This window comes from uncultured Litoreibacter sp., from assembly GCF_947501785.1.
In the GTDB taxonomy this organism is placed as follows: Bacteria; Pseudomonadota; Alphaproteobacteria; order Rhodobacterales; family Rhodobacteraceae; genus Litoreibacter.
This window is the reverse complement of the sequence record NZ_CANMXB010000001.1, coordinates 150,763-171,637: the sequence shown is the minus strand read 5'-3', so window position 1 is coordinate 171,637 and position 20,875 is coordinate 150,763. Positions and strand designations below refer to the sequence as shown.

The following is a 20,875-nucleotide window of genomic DNA, read 5'->3' as shown; positions in this document are numbered from 1 at the left end:
TTTATTCCGCCGCAATCTTTTCGCCGGCCCGCGCTTTGGCATTGGCAGACAGTTCCGCCATCAGTTCCGACGCGCGGGCAATGGGGTTGGACAGGTAGAAATCAGAGACCACGTTGCGGAACGCCGCCTTGCCCATCTTCTTGGGCTTGGCCGCGGGCAAGGTGTTCTCCGGCACGTCGTCGATCATTGCCAGATGCGGCACGGCTTCGATCATCTGGGTGCGCAGCTGCGCCATTGAATCGAATGGCAGGGTCTGGCCCAGCTCTGCGGATAACGCCCGCAGGATCGCCCAGTTTTCCTTGGCTTCACCGGGCGGGAAGCCCGCGCGCAAGGCCAACTGAGGCCGCCCTTCGGTGTTCACGAACACGCCATTCTCTTCGGTATAGGCCGCCGAAGGCAGGATGATGTCCGCGCGATGCGCCCCGCGGTCGCCGTGGCTGCCTTGGTAGATCACGGTCGGGCCCGCCGCTATGTCAATCTCGTCGGCCCCCATGTTGTAGATCACGTCCGCACCTTCGGTCGCGGCTTTCATGCCGCCCTCGGTCACGGCACCCACATCCATGGCCCCAACACGACCAGCAGCAGTGTGCAGGATCATCACCTTGGACTGACCAGCCGCCGCCGTGGCAAGTGCCGTTGCCAGCACCGCGTCGCCGTCAGCTTCATTCAACGCGCCCTGCCCGATGATCATCACGCCGCGCTTACCGTGTTTGTCGGAATGGTCCATCTCGGCCAGCTTGGCCAAAGCCTCACGGTCGGAGCCGATCTGGATATGGTCGTAGCTCAGGTCCACATTCTCGCCGATCATGGCGACCTTGCAGCCCTTGGTCCACGCCTTGCGGATCCGCGCGTTCAGCACCGGTGCTTCTTCGCGAGGGTTGGTGCCGATCAGCATGATCATCTCGGCGTCGTCAATGTCTTCGATCGTGGCGTTGCCCACATACCCGCCCCGCTCGCCCGCAGGCAGCTTGGCGTTATCGGTGCGGCATTCGACGGTGCCGCCCATGCCTTCGATCATAGTTTTCAACGCGTATGCGGCTTCGGTGGAGGCCAAATCACCCACGAGACCAGCCACCTTCTTGCCGTTCATCGCAGTAGCCGCCGCCGAAAGCGCCTCCGGCCAAGAGGCCTTCCGCAGCTTGCCGTTTTCGCGAATGTAGGGCGTGTCCAACCGCTGGCGGCGCAGGCCATCCCAGACAAAACGCGTTTTGTCGGAAATCCATTCCTCGTTCACGCCGTCATGGTTGCGCGGCAGGAAGCGCATCACTTCGCGGCCCTTGGTGTCCACGCGGATGTTGGACCCCAGCGCGTCCATCACGTCGATGCTTTCGGTCTTGGTCAGCTCCCATGGCCGCGCCGTGAAAGCGTAGGGCTTCGAGACCAGCGCGCCCACGGGGCAAAGGTCGATGATGTTGCCTTGCAGGTTCGAATCCAGCGTCTCGCCCAGATAGGAGGTAATCTCCGCATCTTCGCCACGACCAGTCTGGCCCATCTGCGTGATGCCAGCGACCTCGGACGTGAACCGCACGCAGCGGGTGCAGGAGATGCAGCGCGTCATGTGGGTTTCGACCAGCGGCCCCAAATCCAAGTCGGTGGAGGCGCGTTTTGGTTCGCGGAACCGTGAGAAGTCCACCCCGTAAGCCATTGCCTGGTCTTGCAAATCGCATTCCCCACCCTGATCGCAGATCGGGCAGTCCAGCGGGTGGTTGATCAGCAGGAATTCCATCACGCCCTCGCGGGCTTTCTTGACCATGGGGGAGTTCGTCTTGACCACCGGCGGCTGCCCTTCCGGCCCGGGACGCAGGTCGCGCACCTGCATTGCGCAAGACGCGGCAGGTTTCGGCGGGCCGCCCACGACTTCCACCAGACACATACGGCAATTGCCCGCGATGGTCAGACGCTCGTGGTAGCAGAAGCGCGGCACCTCGATCCCGGCCACTTCGCAAGCCTGAATGAGCGTCATGGCCGGATCGACCTCAACCTCGTTGTCGTCGATGATGATTTTGCGTAGGTCGCTCATGCGTTACTCCGCTGCAACTTGGCAGCCATGCGTCTTCCACATGGTGGCCTCTTTCAAATAATCCCAACCGAACGCGTCGGGGCTGTCGCCCCTCTCGTTCAGCATCTCAAGTCTCTCCAGCGCCTCGTCCAGGGTTGGCTTATGGCCTTCCGGCACCCACCACATGACGAAATGCATTTTGCCCAGCACTTCGAACCACTCGGCGCGCTTTTCGTAGAATTGCTTGTGCACGGTGCCCCAGACAAAGGTTTCCAGGCTAGCGGCGTCTTCCCAGACCGTCAGGTTCGGCACCAGCAACGCGTCGCCGCCTATCGCGTGACCCGTGGCCCCTGGCCCGCCAGAACCTTCCAGCATCCACACAAAACCCGGCATGCGTTTGCCCAGGCCGTTGATGCGGTCAATATTGTCGATGAATTCCGCGACGCGCGGGTCGTCAACGCCGGCCAAAAGCCGCCCGATATTCAGCTCTGCCAGATGATGGCCCTTCATTGCGCCACCTCCACCAGCAGATTGCCAATATCCGTCTCATCCGCCATTTCCGCCTTGCCGGCTGCGCAAACCTTGTCGGCCCCCGCGCCTGCCAGTTGGTGCTTGTCCATGAACCGCGCCTGCAGCGCGTTCAGCTGGTCGTTGGGGTTTTCCATCTCCGATGTCGGGTCGGCCTCGTCAAACCCGTCCTCCGCCAGCCAGTTCATCACATCCTCGGACATCTTCTGCGCCGCGTGCGGGTTCACGCTGAGCACCGGGCAGTTGATGGCAATGGCTTGCGCAATTTCGGTCGCGATCAACGCACCGATGAAATAGTCCGGCGCCGGGCGCAGCTCTGCCATGGCGGGCGTTGCCGCCGCCATCACAGAGGCGCTCAGCAGATATGCCGGGATGCGGTTCACAGGGCGGAGCACCTTCCATTGAAGGTGAGGCTGTCGCCGTCCTGGCTGAATGCCCAGTCTTTGGAGGCCGGGTTAATGGTCCACTCCACATCCGAGCCGCCAAAGGTCAGCAGGCAGTATTTGGTGGCTTCAAACCGGACGCTTTCGCGCACCTCAGCCACGCCCGCGCCCTTGTTGGCCACGGTCACCGCAAAGTCGCGCTCCTCGCCCTTCTTCAGCTTGGCCTTGAAGGGCAGCGTGTTCTCGGTTTCCGCCCGTTTCGAGGCGTTGCCAATCCCAAGCCGCCCGCAGGAGGCCACGGCAAGTGCCAGCGATATGATCAGCAGGCCCCGCAGCATCACGATTTCAGCCCTGAGCCGTCAATGACCTCGTCGCTGGTCAGAACACCCACGCAGAAGATGTTGACCGTCAATTGACCTTCGGCCCGGGTCCGGGTGTCTGGGATGCCGGACTCGCCTTCCTGGCAGGAGATTTCCATGGCTTTGAGCACCGCCCGGCTTTCATCCTCGCGCGGGATCACGCCGCCGTCTTTGTAGCGCATGGTGATCTTTGCCGTATCACCGGCGCGCACCGCTTTGGTGATCTCGATGGGCGGGCCCTTCGGCACCTCGGGTTTGGCGTCAAACGCCCCCGGCTCGCATGCCGCAACGAACAAACCAAGACCGAGAACTAAATGTCTATTCAAACTGTACCTCACTTCGCTACCAGTAGTTGGCCGATCAATGTCTGATCACGCATTTCTTTTCTTCCCACGACGCAAGGGTCCAGTTTCTGGCCTTCTGTAAACCTGTGCTTCGCCAAGAACCGCCGTTCCGCAGCTGCGAAATCTCGTTGGGCCTGCGCAGTTGCGGCGACCTTCTCATTTGGGCGTTGCGGACCATCTTTTCGTCCGAAAAGTGTGGAGAAATCGAGCGAGCGACACCCGATTGCCAAATCTCCGACTGCTCCCAAAACAAATAGCTTTTCGCCATCGTTCAACGCGTCATAGCGTTCGACGACCACAGCATTCCTACCGATCTGTGCTTCGGTTTCGCAAGCTGCTAGCGACAAGGCAACAGATACGAAGATGGCGAGACGCGTCATCATTCCGCCGCAACCGCCGTCGCCGCACCCGAGCGTTTATGCTTGATGCGGTCTTCAATCTCGTCGCGGAAGTTGCGGATCAGGCCCTGAATGGGCCAAGCCGCCGCGTCGCCCAGCGCGCAGATGGTGTGGCCTTCGACCTGCTTGGTGACGTCGAGCAGCATGTCGATCTCCTCGACCTCCGCCTCGCCTTTCACCAGCCGTTCCATCACCCGCATCATCCAGCCGGTGCCTTCACGGCACGGTGTGCATTGGCCGCAGCTTTCGTGTTTGTAGAACTTGGCCAAGCGCCAGATGGCTTTGATGATGTCGGTGTCATTGTCCATCACGATCACCGCCGCCGTGCCCAGACCCGACTGCAGGTCGTTGCGCAGGTAGTCGAAATCCATGATCGCGTCTTTCATGTTCTCGCCGCGCACACATGGAACGGAGGACCCGCCGGGGATTACCGCTTTCAGGTTGTCCCAGCCGCCACGAATACCGCCGCAATGCTTCTCAATCAGCTCTTCAAAGCTGATGGACATGGCTTCCTCAACCACACATGGGTTGTTTACATGGCCGGAGACCGCGAACAGCTTGGTGCCTGTGTTGTTCGGGCGGCCAAAGCCTGCGAACCAGTCGCCGCCACGGCGCAGGATTGTTGGTACCACGGCGATGGATTCCACGTTGTTCACCGTGGTCGGGCAGCCATAGAGGCCCGCTCCGGCAGGGAATGGCGGCTTCATGCGCGGCATGCCCTTTTTGCCCTCAAGGCTTTCCAGCAATGCGGTTTCTTCGCCGCAGATGTAGGCCCCTGCCCCGTGGTGCAGGTAGATGTCGAAATCCCAGCCGGATTTCGCGGCGTTGGGCCCGACGAGGCCGGCCTCGTAGCATTCGTCAATGGCAGCTTGCAGCGCCTCTTTCTCGCGGATGTATTCGCCGCGGATATAGATGTAGCAGGCGTTCGCATTCATCGCGAAGGACGCGATCAGGCAGCCCTCGATCAGCGTATGCGGGTCGTGGCGCATGATCTCGCGGTCTTTGCAGGTGCCCGGCTCGGATTCGTCGGCATTGACCACCAGATAGGACGGGCGGCCGTCGCTTTCCTTGGGCATGAAGGACCATTTCAGCCCCGTGGGAAAACCCGCCCCGCCGCGTCCGCGCAGGCCAGAGGCCTTCATCTCTTCGATGATCTTGTCGCGCCCGCGTTTGATGATCTTCGCCGTGCCGTCCCAATGGCCGCGCGCCTTCGCGCCCTTCAGGGTGCGGTCATGCATCCCGTAGAGGTTGGTAAAGATCCGGTCTTTATCTGCGAGCATCGCTTGCGTCCCTTAACTGTCGTTCTGGCCAGAGCGCCAGATCATAAAAGCGCTGACCAGCGCCCATCCAAATACGGCCAATGCGGCCAGATCGAAGAAGCCCATGGTGCGGGTGGTCCACCCGTTCATGGCTCCGATCAGCTGGACCCCGACATAGGCCACTGCGGTCCCGGCGATGATGAAGGCCAACTGCCTCCCCCGCCGGGACCGAGCACCGTTATCGTCGGAACCCGTCATGTTTTATCCGGCCTCGACCGGTTTCAATACACGCCGCCCTTTTTGACCTTCTTGGAGAACTCGGTTGTCCCCCCTTTGGCCAGAGTTTTGGCTTGTTTCGTCCACTCGTCGCGCACGATGCGGCCTTTGAACTTCAGGCGATCATCGACCCATTCGATTTCCTTTTTGCGCCATGCGGCGATCTGGTCGAAATGGTAGAAGCCCAGCTCGTTCAGCGTCTTCTCCAGACCGGGGCCAACACCTTTGATCTGCTTCAAATCGTCTGCGCCACCGGCGCGTGCCTTTTTCAAAAGCGGCGGCTTGCCGTCCTTGGCAACCGGCGCAGCCTTCGGCTTGGCCGCTTTCGCCGCTGCGGGTTTGGCCGCGGCCTTGGTGGCAGCAGGCTTGGTGGCTGCAGGCTTGGCAGCCGCCTTGGGTTTAGCTGCCGCTTTGGCGGCTGGCTTGGTGGCTGGTTTGGCGGCCGTTTTCTTAGCCGCGGGTTTCTTCGCAGCAGGTTTCTTGGCCGCCGGCTTCTTGGCCGGCGCGTCTTCCTTAGGTGGCTCAGACACCAAAGGCGCAGCTGTTGCTGCTGCCGCCGCGGAGGAGGTTGACGTGGTGGTGGCCGACCCCGCATTCAGCGCAGACGCCGCGGGCGGCGTGGAAATTGTCGCATCAGAGGATCCACCATCTTGCGCGGACGCGCCCGTATTGCCGGTGTTGACCGCGGCCTTGCTTTCGCTACAGAACATCGGCGGAAACGCGAAAATCCCGATTGCCGCAATTATGGCGCCGATCATCACCGCGGGCAGGAAGCTCCAATCCCCGACGATCATCAGCAGAAGGAATGCGAGAAGGCCAATCAGCCCCCCGATAATCGCACACCACAGATAACAGCTCGACTTTGAACCACTGGTTGTCATTTTGTCTCTCCCTGTCCGCTAGTCCCTAGCATTAGTAGACGCCGCCTTTTTTGACGCGGCTTGAAAACTCAGTACTGCCCCCTTTGGCGAGGGTCTTGGCCTGAGCCACCCAATTGTCGCGGCTGACGCGACCTTTGAATCCTTCGAGATTTTCGTCGACCCAGGCCACCTCGGCTTTGCGCCACCCGGCGACCTGGTCAAAATGATAAACGCCCAGCTTGTTGAGCAATTTCTCCAATGCGGGGCCGACGCCTTTGATCATCTTGAGATCATCCGCGCCCCCGGCGCGCGCCTTCTTCAGCATCTCCGGCTTGCCGTCCTTGGCCACGGGCTTCTTGGCCGGTTTGGCCTCTGCCTTGGCGGGGGTCGGTTTGGCTGCTGGTTTCGCAGCGGGTTTGGCCTTCGGCTTGGCGTCTGTCTTCGGCGCGGGTTTCGCTGCCGCCTTGGGTTTCGGCGCGGGCGTGCCGCCCAGCGTTGGCGCGGCCTGCCCCCAAGGGGCCAGCAGCGGTACTTCGGTGCCGTCAATGCGCTTTACCGTATCACCAATATCGGCCGCCAGCTGCACAGACGCGTTATATTGCGTCTTGCCGCTGTCATATTCCGTCAATGATGTCAGACCCTTAAGCGGCTCGGCGGCGTAGCGCCCGTTCTGCGGCCCAGGGGTTGGGACCTCGCCCTTGTCCAACATGTCGATCAGGTCGCCCACGCGTTTGGCGGTTAGGTCCTCGTAGTAATCCTTGCCAATCTGCGCCATCGGCGCATTGGCGCAGGCGCCCAGGCATTCAACCTCTTCCCAGCTGAATTTGCCATCTGGCGACAGCTCATGCGGGTTGGGCGCGATCTTGCGTTTGCAGACCTCGATCAGATCCTCGGCCCCGCAGATCATGCAGGACGTGGTGCCGCAAATCTGGATATGCGCGACGCTGCCCACGGGCTGCAATTGGAACATGAAGTAGAACGACGCCACTTCCAACGCGCGGATATAGGCCATGCCCAACATCTCCGCGATGCCTTCGATGGCGGGACGGGTCAGCCAGCCCTCTTGTTCCTGCGCGCGCCACAACAGCGGAATGATCGCCGAGGCCTGACGGCCCTCGGGGTATTTGGTGATCTGAGCGTCTGCCCAGGCCTGATTGTCAGGTGTGAAGGCGAAGCTGTCAGGCTGCTCTTTATGGAGGCGGCGTAGCATTTAGTTCTCAAGCTCCTCGACGGGGATGCAGGCGTATTCGGCTTGCTCGCCACCCAGCTCCCCGGTTTCTTTGTAATTTTCGAAGGCACCGTTGCGAATGTCGAACCGGCAGATGAACGACCCCATGGTTTCGCCCTCAAGGATCACCACATTCTCACGCACCTGCACATAGCCCAGCGTGTCGGAGATCAGGTCCGACAGGTCCGGCTGCTGGTGGCCGTCGGCAAAAGCGGGGGCGACGAGTGTTGCAGCTGCGACAAAGGTCAAAAATTTCATCGGTCAATCTCCCCAAACACCACGTCCATGGTGCCAATGATCGCGGCCACGTCCGCCAGTTGGTGGCCTTTGCAGATGTAGTCCATCGCCTGCAGATGCAGGAAGCCCGGGGCCTTCATCTTGGCGCGGTAGGGTTTGTTGGTGCCGTCGGCGACAAGGTAGACCCCGAATTCGCCCTTTGGGGCTTCAACGGCAGCGTAAACCTCGCCCGCAGGCACGTGGAAGCCCTCGGTATAGAGTTTGAAGTGGTGGATCAGCGCCTCCATCGAGGTCTTCATCTCGGCGCGCGGCGGCGGGGTCATCTTGCCGCGTGCCATGACATCGCCCTTGCCCTCGGGCGCGCGCAGCTTTTCAATCGCCTGACGGATGATCGAGATCGACTGGCGCATCTCCTCCATCCGGCACAGGTAGCGGTCGTAGCAGTCGCCGTTCTTGCCGACGGGAATTTCGAAGTCGAATTCGTTGTAGCACTCGTAGGGCTGCGACCGGCGCAGATCCCAAGCCAGCCCCGACCCGCGCACCATGACGCCGGTGAAGCCGTAATCGAGAATGTCCTGTTCCGAGATGATGCCGATATCAGCGTTGCGCTGCTTGAAGATGCGGTTGTCGGTCAGCAGACCGTCAATGTCGCTGAGCGTGTTCAGGAAGCCGCCGGTCCATTCGTCGATATCGTCGATCAGGTCCTCCGGCAGGTCCTGATGTACGCCACCGGGGCGGAAATAGGCCGCGTGCAGGCGCGCGCCACAGGCACGTTCATAGAACACCATCAGCTTTTCGCGTTCCTCGAAGCCCCAAAGCGGCGGGGTCAGCGCGCCCACGTCCAAGGCCTGCGTGGTGACGTTCAGCAGGTGGTTCAGGATGCGGCCAATCTCGGAATACAGCACCCGGATCAACGAGGCGCGGCGTGGCACCTCGGTCCCCGTCAACTTCTCGATCGCCAGGCACCATGCATGTTCCTGGTTCATCGGCGAGACGTAATCCAGCCGGTCAAAATACGGCAGGTTCTGCAGATAGGTCCGGCTTTCCATCAGCTTTTCGGTGCCACGGTGCAGCAGGCCAATGTGGGGGTCGCAGCGTTCTACAATCTCGCCGTCCAGCTCCAGCACCAAGCGCAACACGCCGTGGGCGGCAGGGTGCTGCGGCCCGAAGTTGATGTTGAAGTTGCGGATCTTCTGCTCGCCCGTCAGGGCGTCGTTGAATTTCGAGCCGTCCATCAGGCCGCTCCCATCTTTGCCTGCCACGCGTCGGGCAAGTCGTTAAATCGTTCCGCCACGCCCGCATATTGCGGGGCCAGCTTTGCCCGAAGCGCCGCGCCCAAATCGGGGGCAAGCGTCATGGACGTCCCTTGATGCACCATCTTGCCGAAATCGCCCGGCACGTCGCGAATGCCCAGAAACGCGCAGAGCCGCGTTATGGTGTCGTTCGAAAACAGGCGCTCATAGAACTCGACAAACACGTCACTGGCCGGCACCGCCGCGCCCAGTCGCTTCAACGCGCCAACATAGTCTGATCGCGCGGCGACCGATTGGCTGCGGTCGTCCAGATAGTCCTGCGCGATTTCCGTGGCGAAGCGCTCTGCGTCGCCGCCCTTGCGTTCGGCCTTGATCGACGCCTGCATGCGGATGTTGGACCACAGCCGCGCCACCGGGTCGCGCATCAGGTAGACAAATTTGGTCACCGGGGCGACCTGCGCCATGCGGCGCAGCATATCGGTGGACACCAGCGCGTAAGACGGCGTGATGTCGCCAAAGAGCGGCGCAGGCCCGGCCACGTCCCGCACGTAATCCTTATAGGTCACGTCATTTGCCGCCTGATCGCGCAGCATCAGAATGTAGCGCCGAAACGCAATTGCGCGCGGCGCGTTCGGGTTCAGCTTGTCCGCCCGCGCCTGATAGAGCGCCGCCAGATCGCGTTTGAAGAACCCCTCCGCGCGGTCAAAATAATGCAGCTCTTTCGGGATTGGCATGGCGCAATCGGGATGCGTGTCCAAATAGCGGTACAGCCAGCTGGTGCCGGCCTTCGTCGCGCCCACCCCGTACATCACGGTCGGCATATCTGAGGGGCCTTGCGGCATCAGGCCTTGCCTTCCTCTGTCTTCTCGTCACCCGGCAGCACGTATTGCGCGCCTTCCCAGGGGGACATGAAGTCGAATTGGCGGTATTCCTGCACAAGCGTCACCGGCTCGTAGACCACGCGCTTTTGCTCTTCGTCGTAGCGCAATTCCACGTAGCCTGTGGTCGGGAAGTCCTTGCGCAACGGATGCCCGCGAAATCCGTAATCCGTCAGGATGCGGCGCAGGTCGGGGTGACCTGTAAACAGGATGCCGAACATGTCGAAAATCTCCCGCTCAAACCAGTTGGCGGCGGGGTAGATGTCGACCAGCGAGGCCACGGTTTCCTCTTCCCGGATCGCCACTTTGATGCGGATGCGGTGGTTCTGGTACATCGACAGGAAGTGGTAGACCACGTCGAACCGCATGTCGCGGGTCGGGTAGTCCACGGCGGTCATATCGATCATGGTCGAGAACCGGCAGGTCGCGTCGGTCTTCAGAAACTCCGAGAAAGACACCAGCGAGGCAGGCGCCACATTCACGGTCAGCTCGTCATTGGCAACGGACCATTCCAGCACGCAGTCGGGGCGTTTCGTTTCGATATACGTGGCCAGCTCTTGCAGGGCTTCGGTCATGTCTTGTCCTTAGCGGGTAATGGTGCCGGTCCGGCGGATTTTGCGTTGCAGCTGCAGGATGCCGTAAAGCAGCGCCTCGGCCGTGGGCGGGCAGCCCGGCACGTAGAGGTCCACCGGCACGATGCGGTCGCAGCCGCGCACCACCGAATAGCTGTAGTGGTAATAGCCGCCGCCATTGGCACACGACCCCATGGAGATCACGTAGCGCGGCTCTGGCATCTGGTCGTAGACCTTGCGCAGCGCAGGGGCCATTTTGTTGGTCAGGGTGCCCGCAACGATCATCAGGTCCGACTGGCGGGGGGAAGCGCGCGGCGCTGTCCCAAACCGTTCCATGTCGTAGCGCGGCATGGCGGTGTGCATCATCTCAACCGCGCAGCAGGCAAGCCCGAAGGTCATCCAGTGCAAGGACCCTGTGCGCGCCCAGTTGATGATGTCTTCGGTCGAGGTGACAAGGAAGCCCTTGTCCTGCAGTTCCGCATTCAGTTCCTGCGTGGCGACATCCTTGTCCCAACCCGCAGTATTTGCGCCAGCCATCACTCCCATTCGAGAGCTCCTTTTTTCCACTCGTAGGCGAAGCCGATTGTCAGCACCGCCAAGAAGATCATCATCGACCAGAAGCCCAGCAGCCCCACATCCTTGAAGGCCACGGCCCATGGGAAGAGGAAGGCAACCTCGAGGTCGAATATGATGAAGAGAATGGACACCAGGTAGAAGCGCACATCGAACTTCATCCGCGCATCATCAAAAGCGTTGAACCCGCATTCGTAGGCGGACACTTTTTCGGGGTCGGGATTCCGTACCGCCAGCACCACGGCGGCGAGGATGAGGATCAACCCCAAACCAATCGCAATCGCCAACAAAATAAGGATGGGCAGGTATTCGCGTAGCAGCTCGTCCACGAGTGTCTCCTTGGTATTCCCGCACCTCGACTGGCGGGGCCTTTTCGGCTTGCGGTGATCTTTACGCGTGCGGGTCGGAAGGGTCAATGCGACCGAGGGGGCAAAAATCAACGCAATCCCTAGAATTTGAAGCCTTGGCGGACGCCGCTCCAACTTCAGCTACCGCAATCGCGCCACCTCCATACCGCGACCCGACGGGCGCGGCTGCCAGAATGAAATCGGGACCGGTGCGATGACACCACAACCGCTCTGACGTAAGATCGGTTGTCAATGCAAACAAAGGCGGTGCTGTAGCAATGTCACTAAAGCTGGAATTCGTCTCGGAGCTCCCTGATCCCGCAGCATTTGAAGCGCTCATGCGCGAATACTACGGGGTCATGATCGACAAGCTCGTGGCGGCAGGTGGGCCAAGGCACGACGCGTCAGACATGGCGCGTGATACGATGGCACATCTGGATGACTTGTTGCCACCCGATGGCCGGATGCTGTTGGCGACCGAGCCGGACGGAACGCTGGTTGGGTGCGGCGTCATCCGAAAAATTCGGGCCGACGCGGCCGAACTGAAAAGGATGTATGTCCGGCCCCGCGCACAAGGAGAAGGTTTGGGGCGACAGCTGTTCGAGATGAGGATTGCCGAAGCGCGCGCCATGGGTTGCAGAAGCCTTTATGCCGACACGGTCAAGGGCAACGCGGCGATGCTTTCGATGTATGAAAAATTCGGTTTCACCTACATCCCGCGTTACCCGGAGAACGCCAACGGGCCCGAGCTGGAACCCTACCTCGTCTATCTTGAACATCACCTGTCGTAGGCCGCCGGGTATGCAAAGCAGCCAACTGACGCCGCTTGCGAAACCCGACAATTCGAGCAACGCTTGGCCTATGGCTACACCCCCTTGCGCGCATCACTGCAGCGACCTCATACCAACGGAGCGCGTCACTGCGCAGGCTGAGACGGACACGTCGAAGGGGCGCATTGTCTGGGCGCGGGGAAAATCGCTTTGGTATCTGGGCCATACTTTTTTGGCTGTCGTTGTGGCCCCGTTCTTCATCACATGGGACGCGGTTCTGGTGTTCGTCCTGCTGTCTGGCATCACCCTGTGCGCCGGGCATTCGGTCGGCATGCACCGCCTTCTGATACATCGCAGCTTTTCCGCGCCTTTGTGGCTGGAGCGGCTTCTTGTTTGGCTCGGCACCTTGGTCGGAATGGCTGGCCCCTTTGGCATGATCCGCGCACATGATATGCGCGACTGGCACCAACGGCAGACCTATTGCCCGCCCCATCCCAGCCACGGCGCGGGGTTCTGGCGCGACGCGTGGTGGCAGATGAATTGCGAGTACCGGCTGGAGGTGCCGCCGCGTTTCGCCATCGAGGAACCGACCGCATCAGACCCGTTCTACCGCTTCGTGGAGCGCTCTTGGATGGCGCAGCAGCTGCCTCTCGCGTTGATCCTGTTTGCCCTTGGCGGCTGGGCTTGGGTGCTTTGGGGCGTCTCGGTCCGCGTCTTCGTCTCCCTCACCGGTCATTGGATGGTGGGCCACTATGCGCACCGCCAAGGCCATCAGGGTTGGCGCATCGCGGGGCTGCCGGTGCAGGGCTACAACCTGCCCGGACTCGGCCTGCTTAGCTTCGGGGAGAACTGGCATGGCAATCACCACGCCTTCCCGCATTCCGCCAGGCTGGGCGTTGAGCAAGGCCAGACCGACCCCGGCTTCTGGTTCATCAAAGCGCTGGAAACCCTCGGGCTGGCATGGAACATAAAGACACCCAACAGCGAGGCCCCGCGTGAGGGACTGACCAGAGTATCAGAGGCCAGATGACATTTCCCGACCACACCAAGCGCAACCCCATCATATTCGAAAATGGTGATCGCTACCCCGGCACGGTATTTCTGGATCAGGCCATTGATCATGAAAACTTTCACATCGGTGCCTATAGCTACTATGCCGACACAACGCTGACCCCGGACACTGACATCGCCGCGCTGCTGGCGCCTTATACGTGGCCCGGCGCGCCCGAGAACATCCATATTGGCAAATTTTGCCAGATTGCGCAGGGCGTGCAGATTATCACAGGCCGCGCCAATCACGATATGTCGGGGCTGACGACCTTTCCGTTCCCGATATTCGATCCCGCGCAGATCGGCTCCTATCGCAGCTCCGTGGCGCGCAGTCGCGATGTCCGCATTGGCCACGACGTATGGATCGGGCGGGACGCGCTGTTGATGCCTGCGGCCAATATTGGCAACGGCGTGATCGTAGCCGCGCGGGCCGTGGTCACCGGCGATGTGCCGGACTACGCCGTGGTCGCCGGAAACCCCGCCAAGGTGGTGAAGATGCGCTTTGACGAGGCAACCCGCGCCCGCCTGCTGGCGCTTGCATGGTGGGACTGGCCTGCCGAGACCATCGAAGCCGCCCTGCCCGCGTTGCAAGCTCGGGACCTCGACGCGCTGGAGGCCCTTCAGCCGTCGTGACGCTTTGGGCCGGCGATCAATCCAACCAGAATAACGGCCAGAAAAATGCCCCAAGCGAACACGCTTCCCATCGCCGCCGGGCCTTCCAACGGGTGCGGGTCAAGAAGCTCTGGCGCATAGGATTCGAAACAAGATGGCGACGTCACAAAAGCCAACCCCAAAGTCACGGCCTTCCAAATTCCAAACGCGGCCCAAACCGGCCACCGGCCGAGCGCCGTTGGCGCACATTTTTCCGCAGCTGCGAGCAGCAGACCCATCACCAAGAACGACAACCCCCATGTCCAAAGCGCAATCGTGCGTGCGCCCGCGTAGTCTTTCGCAGTGATGTCGGGCGTGCAGTTTTCCGTCTCTGCGAACTCTATGGCCAGAAAGAAGACCGGCACAAAAAAGGCGGCGACCAGCAGCCCCAGCCACGCCACGCGCATCCAAATGGGCGAGGTGATCGTCACCGCGCCAATTCCTTGATGGACCGTTTCAAATACTTTGCCGCGCGGGACGGCAGATAGGCCAATGCCTGATCCGGCCCCATGTCTTGCCGCGCCAGAAACACCGCCAGAGCGTGCGCGCGCGACGGTTGGCGCATGTAGCCCTGCCAGCCGGCTTGTTCCGATCCGGCCAGTTGGATCACGCCAAGCCCGGCGGTGATGCAATGCAGGTCGGTCGCCAGCTCCTCTGCCTCCGCCCCGCCGGGCCAGTCGCGGGTGGACCGCGCCAGCCGCTGGTGCATCAGCTCATGCGCCAGCGTGGAGATCAGCGTCATCGGCTGGCTGATCAGCGCGGGGTCGTACCTGATATGCCCGCCCATAGCGTCGCCTTGCCATGTGCCCGCAACCGCGCCAAGGCTTTGATAGTTATGGCGTAACTCTGGTGGCACGTCGTCGATGGGGGCCAAAGTCACCTTGAGGCTCTGCAGACCCAGAATGTCTTTGAGGTTGTCCACCAGCCCCGCCACCACCGTGTCAGGATCGCCTTTGCGCGCCGGAAAGAACGCCTTCGTCGGCAGCACCAAAGGCGTGGCGGGTGTCATGATCTTGTTCATCGCGGCCCAGTCGAAACTGTCCTCGATCCAGTCCTGCACGTCGTCCGAGACGTCGTATCCCCCGAACCAACCCATCAGCGTGCCACTGCAATGACGCGCAGCTCTACAATGACGCCTTCCGTCGCAAAGCCCGCTACGTCGATGGCGGTCCAGGCGGGGTACGGATCGCGCATCCTAAGCGCCCATGCCTCTTTGAACAGGGCCAGATGGTCGCGCAATCCGACATGATAGCTGGTGACTTCGGCAATGTTGGCAAAGCTCAGACCCGCTTCCGACAATACGGCCTCTACTTGCGCAAACGCCACATCGATCTGGACCTTGGGGTCGTCTGAGACTGATCCGTCGGGCGCTGCACCGTTAAAGCCCGTCAGAAACAACAGCCCGCCTGCAAGGTGCCCCGGCGACATCTTCCAGTCGCGCGTCAGCCCCTCCATGCCCGATGGAACAATGGTCTTGCGCATCGCCCGTCAGCCCAGCCGCGCCAGCAATGCAGGTGAAGGATTGCCGGTTGCTGCCACGCCGATGCTGGCCTGATAGGCCGCAATCGCCGCTTTGGACTTTGGCCCCAGAACGCCGTCCGCCCCGCCGGTATCGAACCCCTTGGCGGTCAGCCGCGTTTGCAGCAGCTTACGCTGATCTATGGTCAGCCCGTATTTGTCCGGCCCGAACGGGGTCTTCAATGGCCCGCCACCCGCCAGCCGGTCGGCCAGATGGCCCACCCCAAGCGCATAGTTGTCGGAATTGTTGTAGCGCTTGATGGCGCGGAAGTTCTGCCCGACGGCGAAACGCGGCCCGCCGGGGTCAGGCTGCAAGCCGCCCGAGGTGGTTTCCCGCCCCCAGGGCTGGCTGCGCTGCCAGCCGGAGCGCGCCAGATACGCGGCCGTCGAGGCCAGTGCATCTGATGGGTCCTCCGACCAGATATCGCGCCGCCCGTCACCGGTGAAATCTACCGCAAACAATTGATATGACGTGGGAATAAACTGGGTGTGGCCCATGGCCCCCGCCCAGGACCCCACCAGCTTGTCTGCCGTGGTGTCGCCGGTTTGCAGGATCTTCAGCGCCGCGATCAGCTGCTTTTCGAAGAACACGCCGCGCCGCCCGTCATAGGCCAGCGTCGATGTGGCCGAGACCACCGGAATGGTGCCCCGCCGCGTGCCGAAATTGCTCTCCACACCCCAAATGGCGGCCACCACATTTGCCGGTACCCCGTATTTGGCCTCAATAGCGTTCAATCGCGACCGCTGCCGCGCGAAGGCCACCCGGCCCTGGGCGATCTTGTCGTCATTGGCGACGATGGCGAGGTAGTCCTCAAAGCTGCGTTTGAATTCGGTCTGGTTGCGGTCACGTTCGATCACGCCGGGCAGGAATCCCGCGCCGCGAAACGCGCGGCTCAACGTGGCATCCGTGATGCCTGCGGCCCGCGCGCGCGGCATGAAGCCAGCGACCCAGGCGTCCCAACCGGCATTTGGCACGATCCGGGCCGCCGGGTCAGCGGCCTGCGCGGCGCCGGGTGTCGAAACCGTTGTGCCGCTGCTGCAGCCCTGCAAGACAGCCGCGCCTGAGGCGGCTAAGAATACGCGTCGTGTGAACATGGTGGCCTCGTGCTGCTCTTTTGCTTTTGAGCAAGCCTACCATGAACGAAATTGCGGGGCGACCCCTGGTCATAGTGACGCCCAGTCCGGCTTGCGCTTGTTCAGGAAGGCGTCGACGCCCTCGCCCGCCTCGGGGTGGTCCCAGCGGGTGACGAGCGCCTGGATGCTGGCCTCCACCTCTGCCGGTCCGGGTGCCCCGCCAAGCCGCAACGCAAGTGCCTTGGCTTCGGCCACGGCGCCGGGCGCGCAGGCGAGATAGGGATCCACCTCAGCAGCGACGGCGGCGTCCAGATCATCGGTGATTTTCGCAATGAGCCCAAGCGCTTGCGCTTCCTCCGCGCCGAATACCCGGCTGGACATAAACACCCGGCGCGCATGGCCTTCGCCCATCCGCGCGACCACATAAGGGCCGATGGTGGCAGGCAGCAGCCCCAGCTTGGTCTCGGTGAGGCCGAACTTCGCTTGCGGGTCGCAAACGGCAACATCGCAGACCGAGGCCAACCCGACCCCGCCACCAAACGCCGCCCCTTCGATGCGCGCGATGATCGGTTTGGGCAAGGTGTTCAGCGCGCCCAGCATTGCAGCCAGCTTACCCGCCTCGGCGGCGCGTGTGGTCCCGTCAGCGTTGATCTGCGCCTTCATCCAGTTCAAATCCCCGCCCGCGCAGAACATCGCCCCCGCGCCGCGCAGGATCACGACACGCACCGCGTCATCAGCAGCCAGTACGTCCGCTGCTTTGTGCAGCTCTGCGATCATCTCGCCCGACATGGCGTTGCGCTTTTCGGGCCGGTTCAGGGTCAACGTGGCCACGCCGCGCGCATCCGTCTCCAACAGCAGGGTCTCAAACATCGCGCATCTCCTTCGCCATGCGGGCCGCCTGCCCGATCAAATCCAAATCCAGTCCGGTCTCATAGCCCGTCACAGCCAAATGCGCCGCGACCGCTTCCGTGGCCACATTGCCCGACGCGCCCGGCGCGTAAGGGCAGCCGCCCAGCCCGCCCACTGCAGCATCAAACACCCGCAGCCCGCGCGCCAGAGAGACGTCGATATTGTCGAGCGCCCGCCCGCCGGTGTCGTGGAAATGGCCTGCCAATTTGCCTGCGGGCAATTCTTCCAGTACCGCCGTCAGCATCGCATCCACCGTCTCCGGCAAGCCCTTGCCAATGGTGTCGCCCAGCGACACCTCGTAACAGCCCATGTCCCGCAGAGCCGCCACAACCTGCGCCACGTCCGCAGGCGCGGTCGGGCCATCATAGGGGCAGTCGGTGACGCAGGATACGTAGCCGCGCACCGGAATTCCGTCAGCCAAAGCGGCCTCGGCCACCGGCGCGAACCGGTCCAGACTTTCCGAGATTGAGGCATTCAGGTTGGCTTTGGAAAACCCCTCCGACGCGCTGCCAAATATCGCGATCTCGTCGGCGCGCGCGGCTTTCGCGCCCTCATACCCGCGCATGTTGGGGGTCAACGCCGCGTAGGACACCCCGCACGCACGCGTGATGCCCGCCAGCACATCGGCGCTGTCGGCCATTTGCGGCACCCATTTTGGAGAGACAAAGCTCGCCACCTCGATCCGCCGGAACCCGGCAGTGGACAGCAAATCCACCAGCGCCACTTTGGCCGTCGTTGGTATCAGCGCCTTTTCGTTTTGCAGCCCGTCGCGCGGGCCGACCTCGAATATCTCGACAAAGCTGGTCATTGCGGGGCCGGGTAGAAGTCTTGTTGGTAGATGCCCTCACCTTCAGGCGGCAGGGAAGCCTGAAATCCGGGGCGCGCGCTCAACCTGTCGTACCATGCAACGAGGTTCGGGTAGGCATCGGGCCGCACATAATGCACGCCGGAATAGACCGCGTAGCCGCAGGAGATATCTACCGCCGAAAACCCGCTGTCCAGCAGGTAGTCGCGCCCCTCCAGCCGTTGATCCAACGCACCAAAGCATTTGCCCAGACGCGCGGCCTCCAGCTTCATGATGATGTCCGAGCGCATTTCCGGCTCGTAGAGCATCACATGCTGCTGCGTCAGCGACGCGCAATGCTGCGCGACGGTTTCCGCAAAATGCAGCCAGATCAGCCAATCCGCGCGGTCCTCGTCGCCCGCCACTCGGCCCAACCCGGCCTGAGGAAAACGGTCGCACAGATATTCGGCGATCGCCCCGGTTTCAAACAGCACCTTGCCGTCTATTTCCAACGCGGGCACCCGGCCCACGGGATGCTTTGCCAAATAGTCCGGCGCACGCAGATTTTTGCCAAAAGGATGCACCACCGTTTCAAACTCCACGCCTAACTCGTTGAGCAGCCACAGGCTGCGCATGGACCGGGTTTGATGCGCGTGGTGCAGCCGGATCATTGCTGTTCCTCCAAAATGATCATCGGGTCGCCCGCCGCGATCTGCGCGCCTTCGGACACATGGACCGAGGCGACCACCCCGTCGCGCCCGGCGCGCAGCACATGTTCCATCTTCATTGCCTCCAGCACGGCCAGCTTGTCGCCCTCGGTAACATCTTGGCCGGCCTCGACAAACACCGCCTTCACCAGGCCCGGCATGGGGGCCAGCGTCGCGTCGCCCGCCAATTGGCCCGATGCGCGGTCCAACGGGTCCGCCACGGTGAAGCTGTAGGTATTGCCCCAGAACACGGTCACGCCGTCTTTGGTGCGCACGGCCTTGGCGGCAATCTTTTGCCCGTCCACCGACCAGCCGTTGCTTGTGCGGGCAACCTGATGACCCGTCTCCCCGAGGGAGACACGGTATGTGCCGCCGCCAAGCGTCGCCACTTGCGCAGCAATCTCGTCGTCACCCCATTGAAGCGCGACCCGTTGCTCCAATGGACCCCAAAGGGAAAAGCCCGTCTGCCCGCCGGCCTGAGCCCCCAAAGCCACCACGGCGGCCACCGAACGGCACCGCATGCACGGCACGGCAGGCGCTGTCAGCGCATCAAGGTCCCGCTCGATCAGGCCGGTATCCACGTCACCCGCGCCGAAGCCCTCATGTTGAGCAAGCGCTTTGAGAAACGCGATATTGGTGACCGTTCCCGCGATCTGGGTGTCGGACAATGCGCGTTCCAAAGCAGCAAGTGCCTGCGCGCGGTCAGCGCCATGCACGGTCAGCTTGGCGATCATCGGGTCATAAAACGGGCTGATCTCATCACCTTGGCGCACGCCCGTGTCGATGCGCGCGTCGGCGAAGTTCAGATGCTCCAACGTTCCGGTTGCAGGCAGAAAGCCCGCAGGCACGTCCTCGGCATAGATGCGGGCCTCGAATGCGTGGCCTTTGATCCGCAGGTCAGATTGCTTGGCGGGCAGGCCCTCGCCTGCCGCCACACGGAGCTGCCAGGCCACCAGATCGACGCCGGTGATTTCTTCCGAGACAGGGTGTTCCACCTGCAATCGGGTGTTCATCTCCATGAACCAGAACTTGTCCGGCGACAGCCCGTCCGAGGCGTCGACAATGAATTCCACCGTGCCCGCGCCCGCATATCCCACGGCTTCCGCCGCGCGCACCGCGGCCTGCCCCATGGCGTCGCGCATATCAGCGGTCATGCCGGGCGCCGGGGCTTCCTCGATCACCTTCTGATGACGGCGCTGCAGCGAACAATCGCGTTCAAACAGATGCACCGCGCGGGTGCCGTCGCCGAAGACCTGCACCTCGATATGGCGCGGCTTGGAGACGTATTTCTCGATCAGCACCACGTCGTTGCCAAAGGCTTTCAGGGCTTCTGACTGCGCGGCAGCCAATGCGTCGGCAAACTCGGAGGGCGCATCGACGCGCCGCATCCCCTTGCCGCCGCCGCCCGCCACGGCCTTGATCAGCACGGGGTAGCCTATCTTGTCGGCCTCGGCCGCCAGATTGTCCTGCGCCGCGCCGTGATAGCCGGGCACGACGGGCACGCCTGCCTCATGCATCAGGGTCTTGGCCGCATCTTTCAGCCCCATCGCGCGGATCGCCTTGGCAGATGGGCCAATAAAGACCAGCCCGGCCTTTTCAACCGCTTCGACGAAATCGGGGTTCTCCGACAGGAAGCCGTAGCCCGGGTGAATGGCCTGCGCCCCTGTGCGCCGGGCGGCGTCAATCACCGCATCAATGCGCAGGTAGCTTTCCGCCGGTGTCTGGCCGCCCAAAGACACGGCCTCATCCGCCATCTCCACATGGCGGGACGCCGCGTCGATGTCGGAATGGATCGCAACGCTGCGCACGCCAAGCAGGCGGCAGGTGTCGATGATGCGACAGGCGATTTCACCCCGATTGGCGGTTAGAATTTTGTCAAACATCACGAATGCCCTGCTTCTTTCTGCCAAAAATATGC

27 protein-coding genes are annotated in these 20,875 nt (G+C 62.2%); 3 read left to right on the top strand and 24 right to left on the bottom strand.

Annotated features, from left to right (window positions below; genetic code table 11):
* Position 1 precedes the first annotated feature (1 nt).
* Genes nuoG through Q0899_RS00820 form a run of 16 tightly spaced genes read right to left on the bottom strand, consistent with a single transcriptional unit; the run spans position 2 to position 11,476 of the window.
* On the bottom strand, positions 2-2,020 hold the full coding sequence (gene nuoG, locus Q0899_RS00895) for an NADH-quinone oxidoreductase subunit NuoG (RefSeq protein ID WP_298292637.1): 2,019 nt from the start codon (positions 2,018-2,020) through the stop codon (positions 2-4).
* 3 nt (positions 2,021-2,023) lie between these two features.
* Positions 2,024-2,509 carry a DUF3291 domain-containing protein gene (locus Q0899_RS00890; RefSeq protein ID WP_299190790.1) on the bottom strand — a complete coding sequence of 162 codons (486 nt, stop codon included), beginning with the start codon at positions 2,507-2,509 and terminating at the stop codon, positions 2,024-2,026.
* On the bottom strand, positions 2,506-2,910 hold the full coding sequence (locus tag Q0899_RS00885; RefSeq protein ID WP_299190788.1) for a DUF5333 family protein: 405 nt from the start codon (positions 2,908-2,910) through the stop codon (positions 2,506-2,508). The genes Q0899_RS00890 and Q0899_RS00885 overlap by 4 nt, the downstream gene beginning before the upstream one ends.
* Positions 2,907-3,251, bottom strand: coding sequence for a hypothetical protein (locus tag Q0899_RS00880; RefSeq protein ID WP_298292642.1), 345 nt, complete (start codon positions 3,249-3,251; stop codon positions 2,907-2,909). Before Q0899_RS00880 ends, Q0899_RS00885 begins: the two co-directional genes overlap by 4 nt.
* Positions 3,248-3,595 carry a hypothetical protein gene (locus tag Q0899_RS00875; RefSeq protein ID WP_298359042.1) on the bottom strand — a complete coding sequence of 116 codons (348 nt, stop codon included), beginning with the start codon at positions 3,593-3,595 and terminating at the stop codon, positions 3,248-3,250. The genes Q0899_RS00880 and Q0899_RS00875 overlap by 4 nt, the downstream gene beginning before the upstream one ends.
* 8 nt (positions 3,596-3,603) lie before the next feature.
* Positions 3,604-3,996, bottom strand: a complete 393-nt coding sequence (locus Q0899_RS00870) for a hypothetical protein (protein ID WP_298359045.1) — start codon at positions 3,994-3,996, stop codon at positions 3,604-3,606.
* The gene (gene nuoF, locus Q0899_RS00865) at positions 3,993-5,291 is read right to left on the bottom strand and encodes an NADH-quinone oxidoreductase subunit NuoF (protein WP_298292648.1); all 1,299 of its coding nucleotides are present in this window, start codon (positions 5,289-5,291) and stop codon (positions 3,993-3,995) included. Before nuoF ends, Q0899_RS00870 begins: the two co-directional genes overlap by 4 nt.
* 12 nt (positions 5,292-5,303) lie before the next feature.
* On the bottom strand, positions 5,304-5,528 hold the full coding sequence (locus Q0899_RS00860) for a DUF5337 domain-containing protein (protein ID WP_298292650.1): 225 nt from the start codon (positions 5,526-5,528) through the stop codon (positions 5,304-5,306).
* A 23-nt stretch (positions 5,529-5,551) separates the two neighbouring features.
* Positions 5,552-6,427 carry an NADH:quinone oxidoreductase gene (locus Q0899_RS00855; RefSeq protein WP_298292652.1) on the bottom strand — a complete coding sequence of 292 codons (876 nt, stop codon included), beginning with the start codon at positions 6,425-6,427 and terminating at the stop codon, positions 5,552-5,554.
* A 31-nt stretch (positions 6,428-6,458) separates the two neighbouring features.
* Positions 6,459-7,616, bottom strand: a complete 1,158-nt coding sequence (locus tag Q0899_RS00850; protein WP_299190786.1) for an NADH-quinone oxidoreductase subunit E — start codon at positions 7,614-7,616, stop codon at positions 6,459-6,461.
* A complete protein-coding gene (locus Q0899_RS00845; RefSeq protein ID WP_299190784.1) occupies positions 7,617-7,892 on the bottom strand; it encodes a hypothetical protein in 276 nt (91 codons plus the stop codon).
* The gene (locus Q0899_RS00840; RefSeq protein WP_299190782.1) at positions 7,889-9,106 is read right to left on the bottom strand and encodes an NADH-quinone oxidoreductase subunit D; all 1,218 of its coding nucleotides are present in this window, start codon (positions 9,104-9,106) and stop codon (positions 7,889-7,891) included. The genes Q0899_RS00845 and Q0899_RS00840 overlap by 4 nt, the downstream gene beginning before the upstream one ends.
* The gene (locus tag Q0899_RS00835) at positions 9,106-9,966 is read right to left on the bottom strand and encodes a sulfotransferase (protein WP_299190780.1); all 861 of its coding nucleotides are present in this window, start codon (positions 9,964-9,966) and stop codon (positions 9,106-9,108) included. The genes Q0899_RS00840 and Q0899_RS00835 overlap by 1 nt, the downstream gene beginning before the upstream one ends.
* A complete protein-coding gene (locus Q0899_RS00830; protein ID WP_298292660.1) occupies positions 9,966-10,577 on the bottom strand; it encodes an NADH-quinone oxidoreductase subunit C in 612 nt (203 codons plus the stop codon). Before Q0899_RS00830 ends, Q0899_RS00835 begins: the two co-directional genes overlap by 1 nt.
* 9 nt (positions 10,578-10,586) lie before the next feature.
* Positions 10,587-11,120 carry an NADH-quinone oxidoreductase subunit B family protein gene (locus Q0899_RS00825; RefSeq protein ID WP_298292662.1) on the bottom strand — a complete coding sequence of 178 codons (534 nt, stop codon included), beginning with the start codon at positions 11,118-11,120 and terminating at the stop codon, positions 10,587-10,589.
* Positions 11,111-11,476 carry an NADH-quinone oxidoreductase subunit A gene (locus Q0899_RS00820; protein WP_298292664.1) on the bottom strand — a complete coding sequence of 122 codons (366 nt, stop codon included), beginning with the start codon at positions 11,474-11,476 and terminating at the stop codon, positions 11,111-11,113. The genes Q0899_RS00825 and Q0899_RS00820 overlap by 10 nt, the downstream gene beginning before the upstream one ends.
* A 296-nt stretch (positions 11,477-11,772) precedes the next feature.
* Here Q0899_RS00820 and Q0899_RS00815 point away from each other — a divergent pair, with 296 nt between their 5' ends.
* Genes Q0899_RS00815 through Q0899_RS00805 form a run of 3 tightly spaced genes read left to right on the top strand, consistent with a single transcriptional unit; the run spans position 11,773 to position 13,947 of the window.
* A complete protein-coding gene (locus tag Q0899_RS00815) occupies positions 11,773-12,285 on the top strand; it encodes a GNAT family N-acetyltransferase (protein ID WP_299190778.1) in 513 nt (170 codons plus the stop codon).
* Between the two features lie 10 nt (positions 12,286-12,295).
* On the top strand, positions 12,296-13,294 hold the full coding sequence (locus Q0899_RS00810) for an acyl-CoA desaturase (RefSeq protein ID WP_299190776.1): 999 nt from the start codon (positions 12,296-12,298) through the stop codon (positions 13,292-13,294).
* Positions 13,291-13,947: a CatB-related O-acetyltransferase gene (locus Q0899_RS00805; RefSeq protein ID WP_298359071.1), complete on the top strand. Its 657-nt coding sequence runs from the start codon at positions 13,291-13,293 to the stop codon at positions 13,945-13,947. Before Q0899_RS00810 ends, Q0899_RS00805 begins: the two co-directional genes overlap by 4 nt.
* Here the strand turns inward: Q0899_RS00805 and Q0899_RS00800 are convergent.
* The 8 genes from Q0899_RS00800 to Q0899_RS00765 all read right to left on the bottom strand — a co-directional run bounded on the left by Q0899_RS00800 (position 13,935) and on the right by Q0899_RS00765 (position 20,840).
* Positions 13,935-14,396, bottom strand: coding sequence for a hypothetical protein (locus Q0899_RS00800; protein WP_298359073.1), 462 nt, complete (start codon positions 14,394-14,396; stop codon positions 13,935-13,937). The two genes, Q0899_RS00805 and Q0899_RS00800, sit on opposite strands and share 13 nt — an antisense overlap.
* Complete coding sequence (locus Q0899_RS00795; RefSeq protein ID WP_299190773.1) at positions 14,393-15,061, bottom strand: hypothetical protein; 669 nt, start codon at positions 15,059-15,061, stop codon at positions 14,393-14,395. The genes Q0899_RS00800 and Q0899_RS00795 overlap by 4 nt, the downstream gene beginning before the upstream one ends.
* A complete protein-coding gene (locus tag Q0899_RS00790) occupies positions 15,061-15,447 on the bottom strand; it encodes a Rid family hydrolase (RefSeq protein ID WP_299190771.1) in 387 nt (128 codons plus the stop codon). The genes Q0899_RS00795 and Q0899_RS00790 overlap by 1 nt, the downstream gene beginning before the upstream one ends.
* Positions 15,448-15,453: 6 nt before the next feature.
* A complete protein-coding gene (locus Q0899_RS00785; protein ID WP_298359082.1) occupies positions 15,454-16,578 on the bottom strand; it encodes a lytic murein transglycosylase in 1,125 nt (374 codons plus the stop codon).
* A 69-nt stretch (positions 16,579-16,647) separates the two neighbouring features.
* Positions 16,648-17,427, bottom strand: coding sequence for a crotonase/enoyl-CoA hydratase family protein (locus Q0899_RS00780; protein ID WP_299190769.1), 780 nt, complete (start codon positions 17,425-17,427; stop codon positions 16,648-16,650).
* Positions 17,420-18,274 (bottom strand): hydroxymethylglutaryl-CoA lyase, encoded by an 855-nt coding sequence (locus Q0899_RS00775; RefSeq protein ID WP_299190767.1) that lies wholly within the window; start codon positions 18,272-18,274, stop codon positions 17,420-17,422. The genes Q0899_RS00780 and Q0899_RS00775 overlap by 8 nt, the downstream gene beginning before the upstream one ends.
* A complete protein-coding gene (locus tag Q0899_RS00770; RefSeq protein ID WP_298292684.1) occupies positions 18,271-18,921 on the bottom strand; it encodes a glutathione S-transferase family protein in 651 nt (216 codons plus the stop codon). The genes Q0899_RS00775 and Q0899_RS00770 overlap by 4 nt, the downstream gene beginning before the upstream one ends.
* The gene (locus Q0899_RS00765) at positions 18,918-20,840 is read right to left on the bottom strand and encodes an acetyl/propionyl/methylcrotonyl-CoA carboxylase subunit alpha (protein WP_299190765.1); all 1,923 of its coding nucleotides are present in this window, start codon (positions 20,838-20,840) and stop codon (positions 18,918-18,920) included. The genes Q0899_RS00770 and Q0899_RS00765 overlap by 4 nt, the downstream gene beginning before the upstream one ends.
* Between the last annotated feature and the right edge of the window lie 35 nt (positions 20,841-20,875).

Bases quoted from the DNA above. Each gene is read 5' to 3' on its own strand.
- nuoG (WP_298292637.1), bottom strand. From the start codon at position 2,020: ATGAGCGACCTACGCAAAATCATCATCGACGACAACGAGGTTGAGGTC.
- Q0899_RS00890 (WP_299190790.1), bottom strand. From the start codon at position 2,509: ATGAAGGGCCATCATCTGGCAGAGCTGAATATCGGGCGGCTTTTGGCC.
- Q0899_RS00870 (WP_298359045.1), bottom strand. From the start codon at position 3,996: ATGATGACGCGTCTCGCCATCTTCGTATCTGTTGCCTTGTCGCTAGCA.
- nuoF (WP_298292648.1), bottom strand. From the start codon at position 5,291: ATGCTCGCAGATAAAGACCGGATCTTTACCAACCTCTACGGGATGCAT.
- Q0899_RS00860 (WP_298292650.1), bottom strand. From the start codon at position 5,528: ATGACGGGTTCCGACGATAACGGTGCTCGGTCCCGGCGGGGGAGGCAG.
- Q0899_RS00855 (WP_298292652.1), bottom strand. From the start codon at position 6,427: ATGACAACCAGTGGTTCAAAGTCGAGCTGTTATCTGTGGTGTGCGATT.
- Q0899_RS00850 (WP_299190786.1), bottom strand. From the start codon at position 7,616: ATGCTACGCCGCCTCCATAAAGAGCAGCCTGACAGCTTCGCCTTCACA.
- Q0899_RS00845 (WP_299190784.1), bottom strand. From the start codon at position 7,892: ATGAAATTTTTGACCTTTGTCGCAGCTGCAACACTCGTCGCCCCCGCT.
- Q0899_RS00840 (WP_299190782.1), bottom strand. From the start codon at position 9,106: ATGGACGGCTCGAAATTCAACGACGCCCTGACGGGCGAGCAGAAGATC.
- Q0899_RS00835 (WP_299190780.1), bottom strand. From the start codon at position 9,966: ATGCCGCAAGGCCCCTCAGATATGCCGACCGTGATGTACGGGGTGGGC.
- Q0899_RS00830 (WP_298292660.1), bottom strand. From the start codon at position 10,577: ATGACCGAAGCCCTGCAAGAGCTGGCCACGTATATCGAAACGAAACGC.
- Q0899_RS00825 (WP_298292662.1), bottom strand. From the start codon at position 11,120: ATGGGAGTGATGGCTGGCGCAAATACTGCGGGTTGGGACAAGGATGTC.
- Q0899_RS00815 (WP_299190778.1), top strand. From the start codon at position 11,773: ATGTCACTAAAGCTGGAATTCGTCTCGGAGCTCCCTGATCCCGCAGCA.
- Q0899_RS00810 (WP_299190776.1), top strand. From the start codon at position 12,296: ATGCAAAGCAGCCAACTGACGCCGCTTGCGAAACCCGACAATTCGAGC.
- Q0899_RS00805 (WP_298359071.1), top strand. From the start codon at position 13,291: ATGACATTTCCCGACCACACCAAGCGCAACCCCATCATATTCGAAAAT.
- Q0899_RS00795 (WP_299190773.1), bottom strand. From the start codon at position 15,061: ATGGGTTGGTTCGGGGGATACGACGTCTCGGACGACGTGCAGGACTGG.
- Q0899_RS00790 (WP_299190771.1), bottom strand. From the start codon at position 15,447: ATGCGCAAGACCATTGTTCCATCGGGCATGGAGGGGCTGACGCGCGAC.
- Q0899_RS00785 (WP_298359082.1), bottom strand. From the start codon at position 16,578: ATGTTCACACGACGCGTATTCTTAGCCGCCTCAGGCGCGGCTGTCTTG.
- Q0899_RS00780 (WP_299190769.1), bottom strand. From the start codon at position 17,427: ATGTTTGAGACCCTGCTGTTGGAGACGGATGCGCGCGGCGTGGCCACG.
- Q0899_RS00775 (WP_299190767.1), bottom strand. From the start codon at position 18,274: ATGACCAGCTTTGTCGAGATATTCGAGGTCGGCCCGCGCGACGGGCTG.
- Q0899_RS00770 (WP_298292684.1), bottom strand. From the start codon at position 18,921: ATGATCCGGCTGCACCACGCGCATCAAACCCGGTCCATGCGCAGCCTG.
- Q0899_RS00765 (WP_299190765.1), bottom strand. From the start codon at position 20,840: ATGTTTGACAAAATTCTAACCGCCAATCGGGGTGAAATCGCCTGTCGC.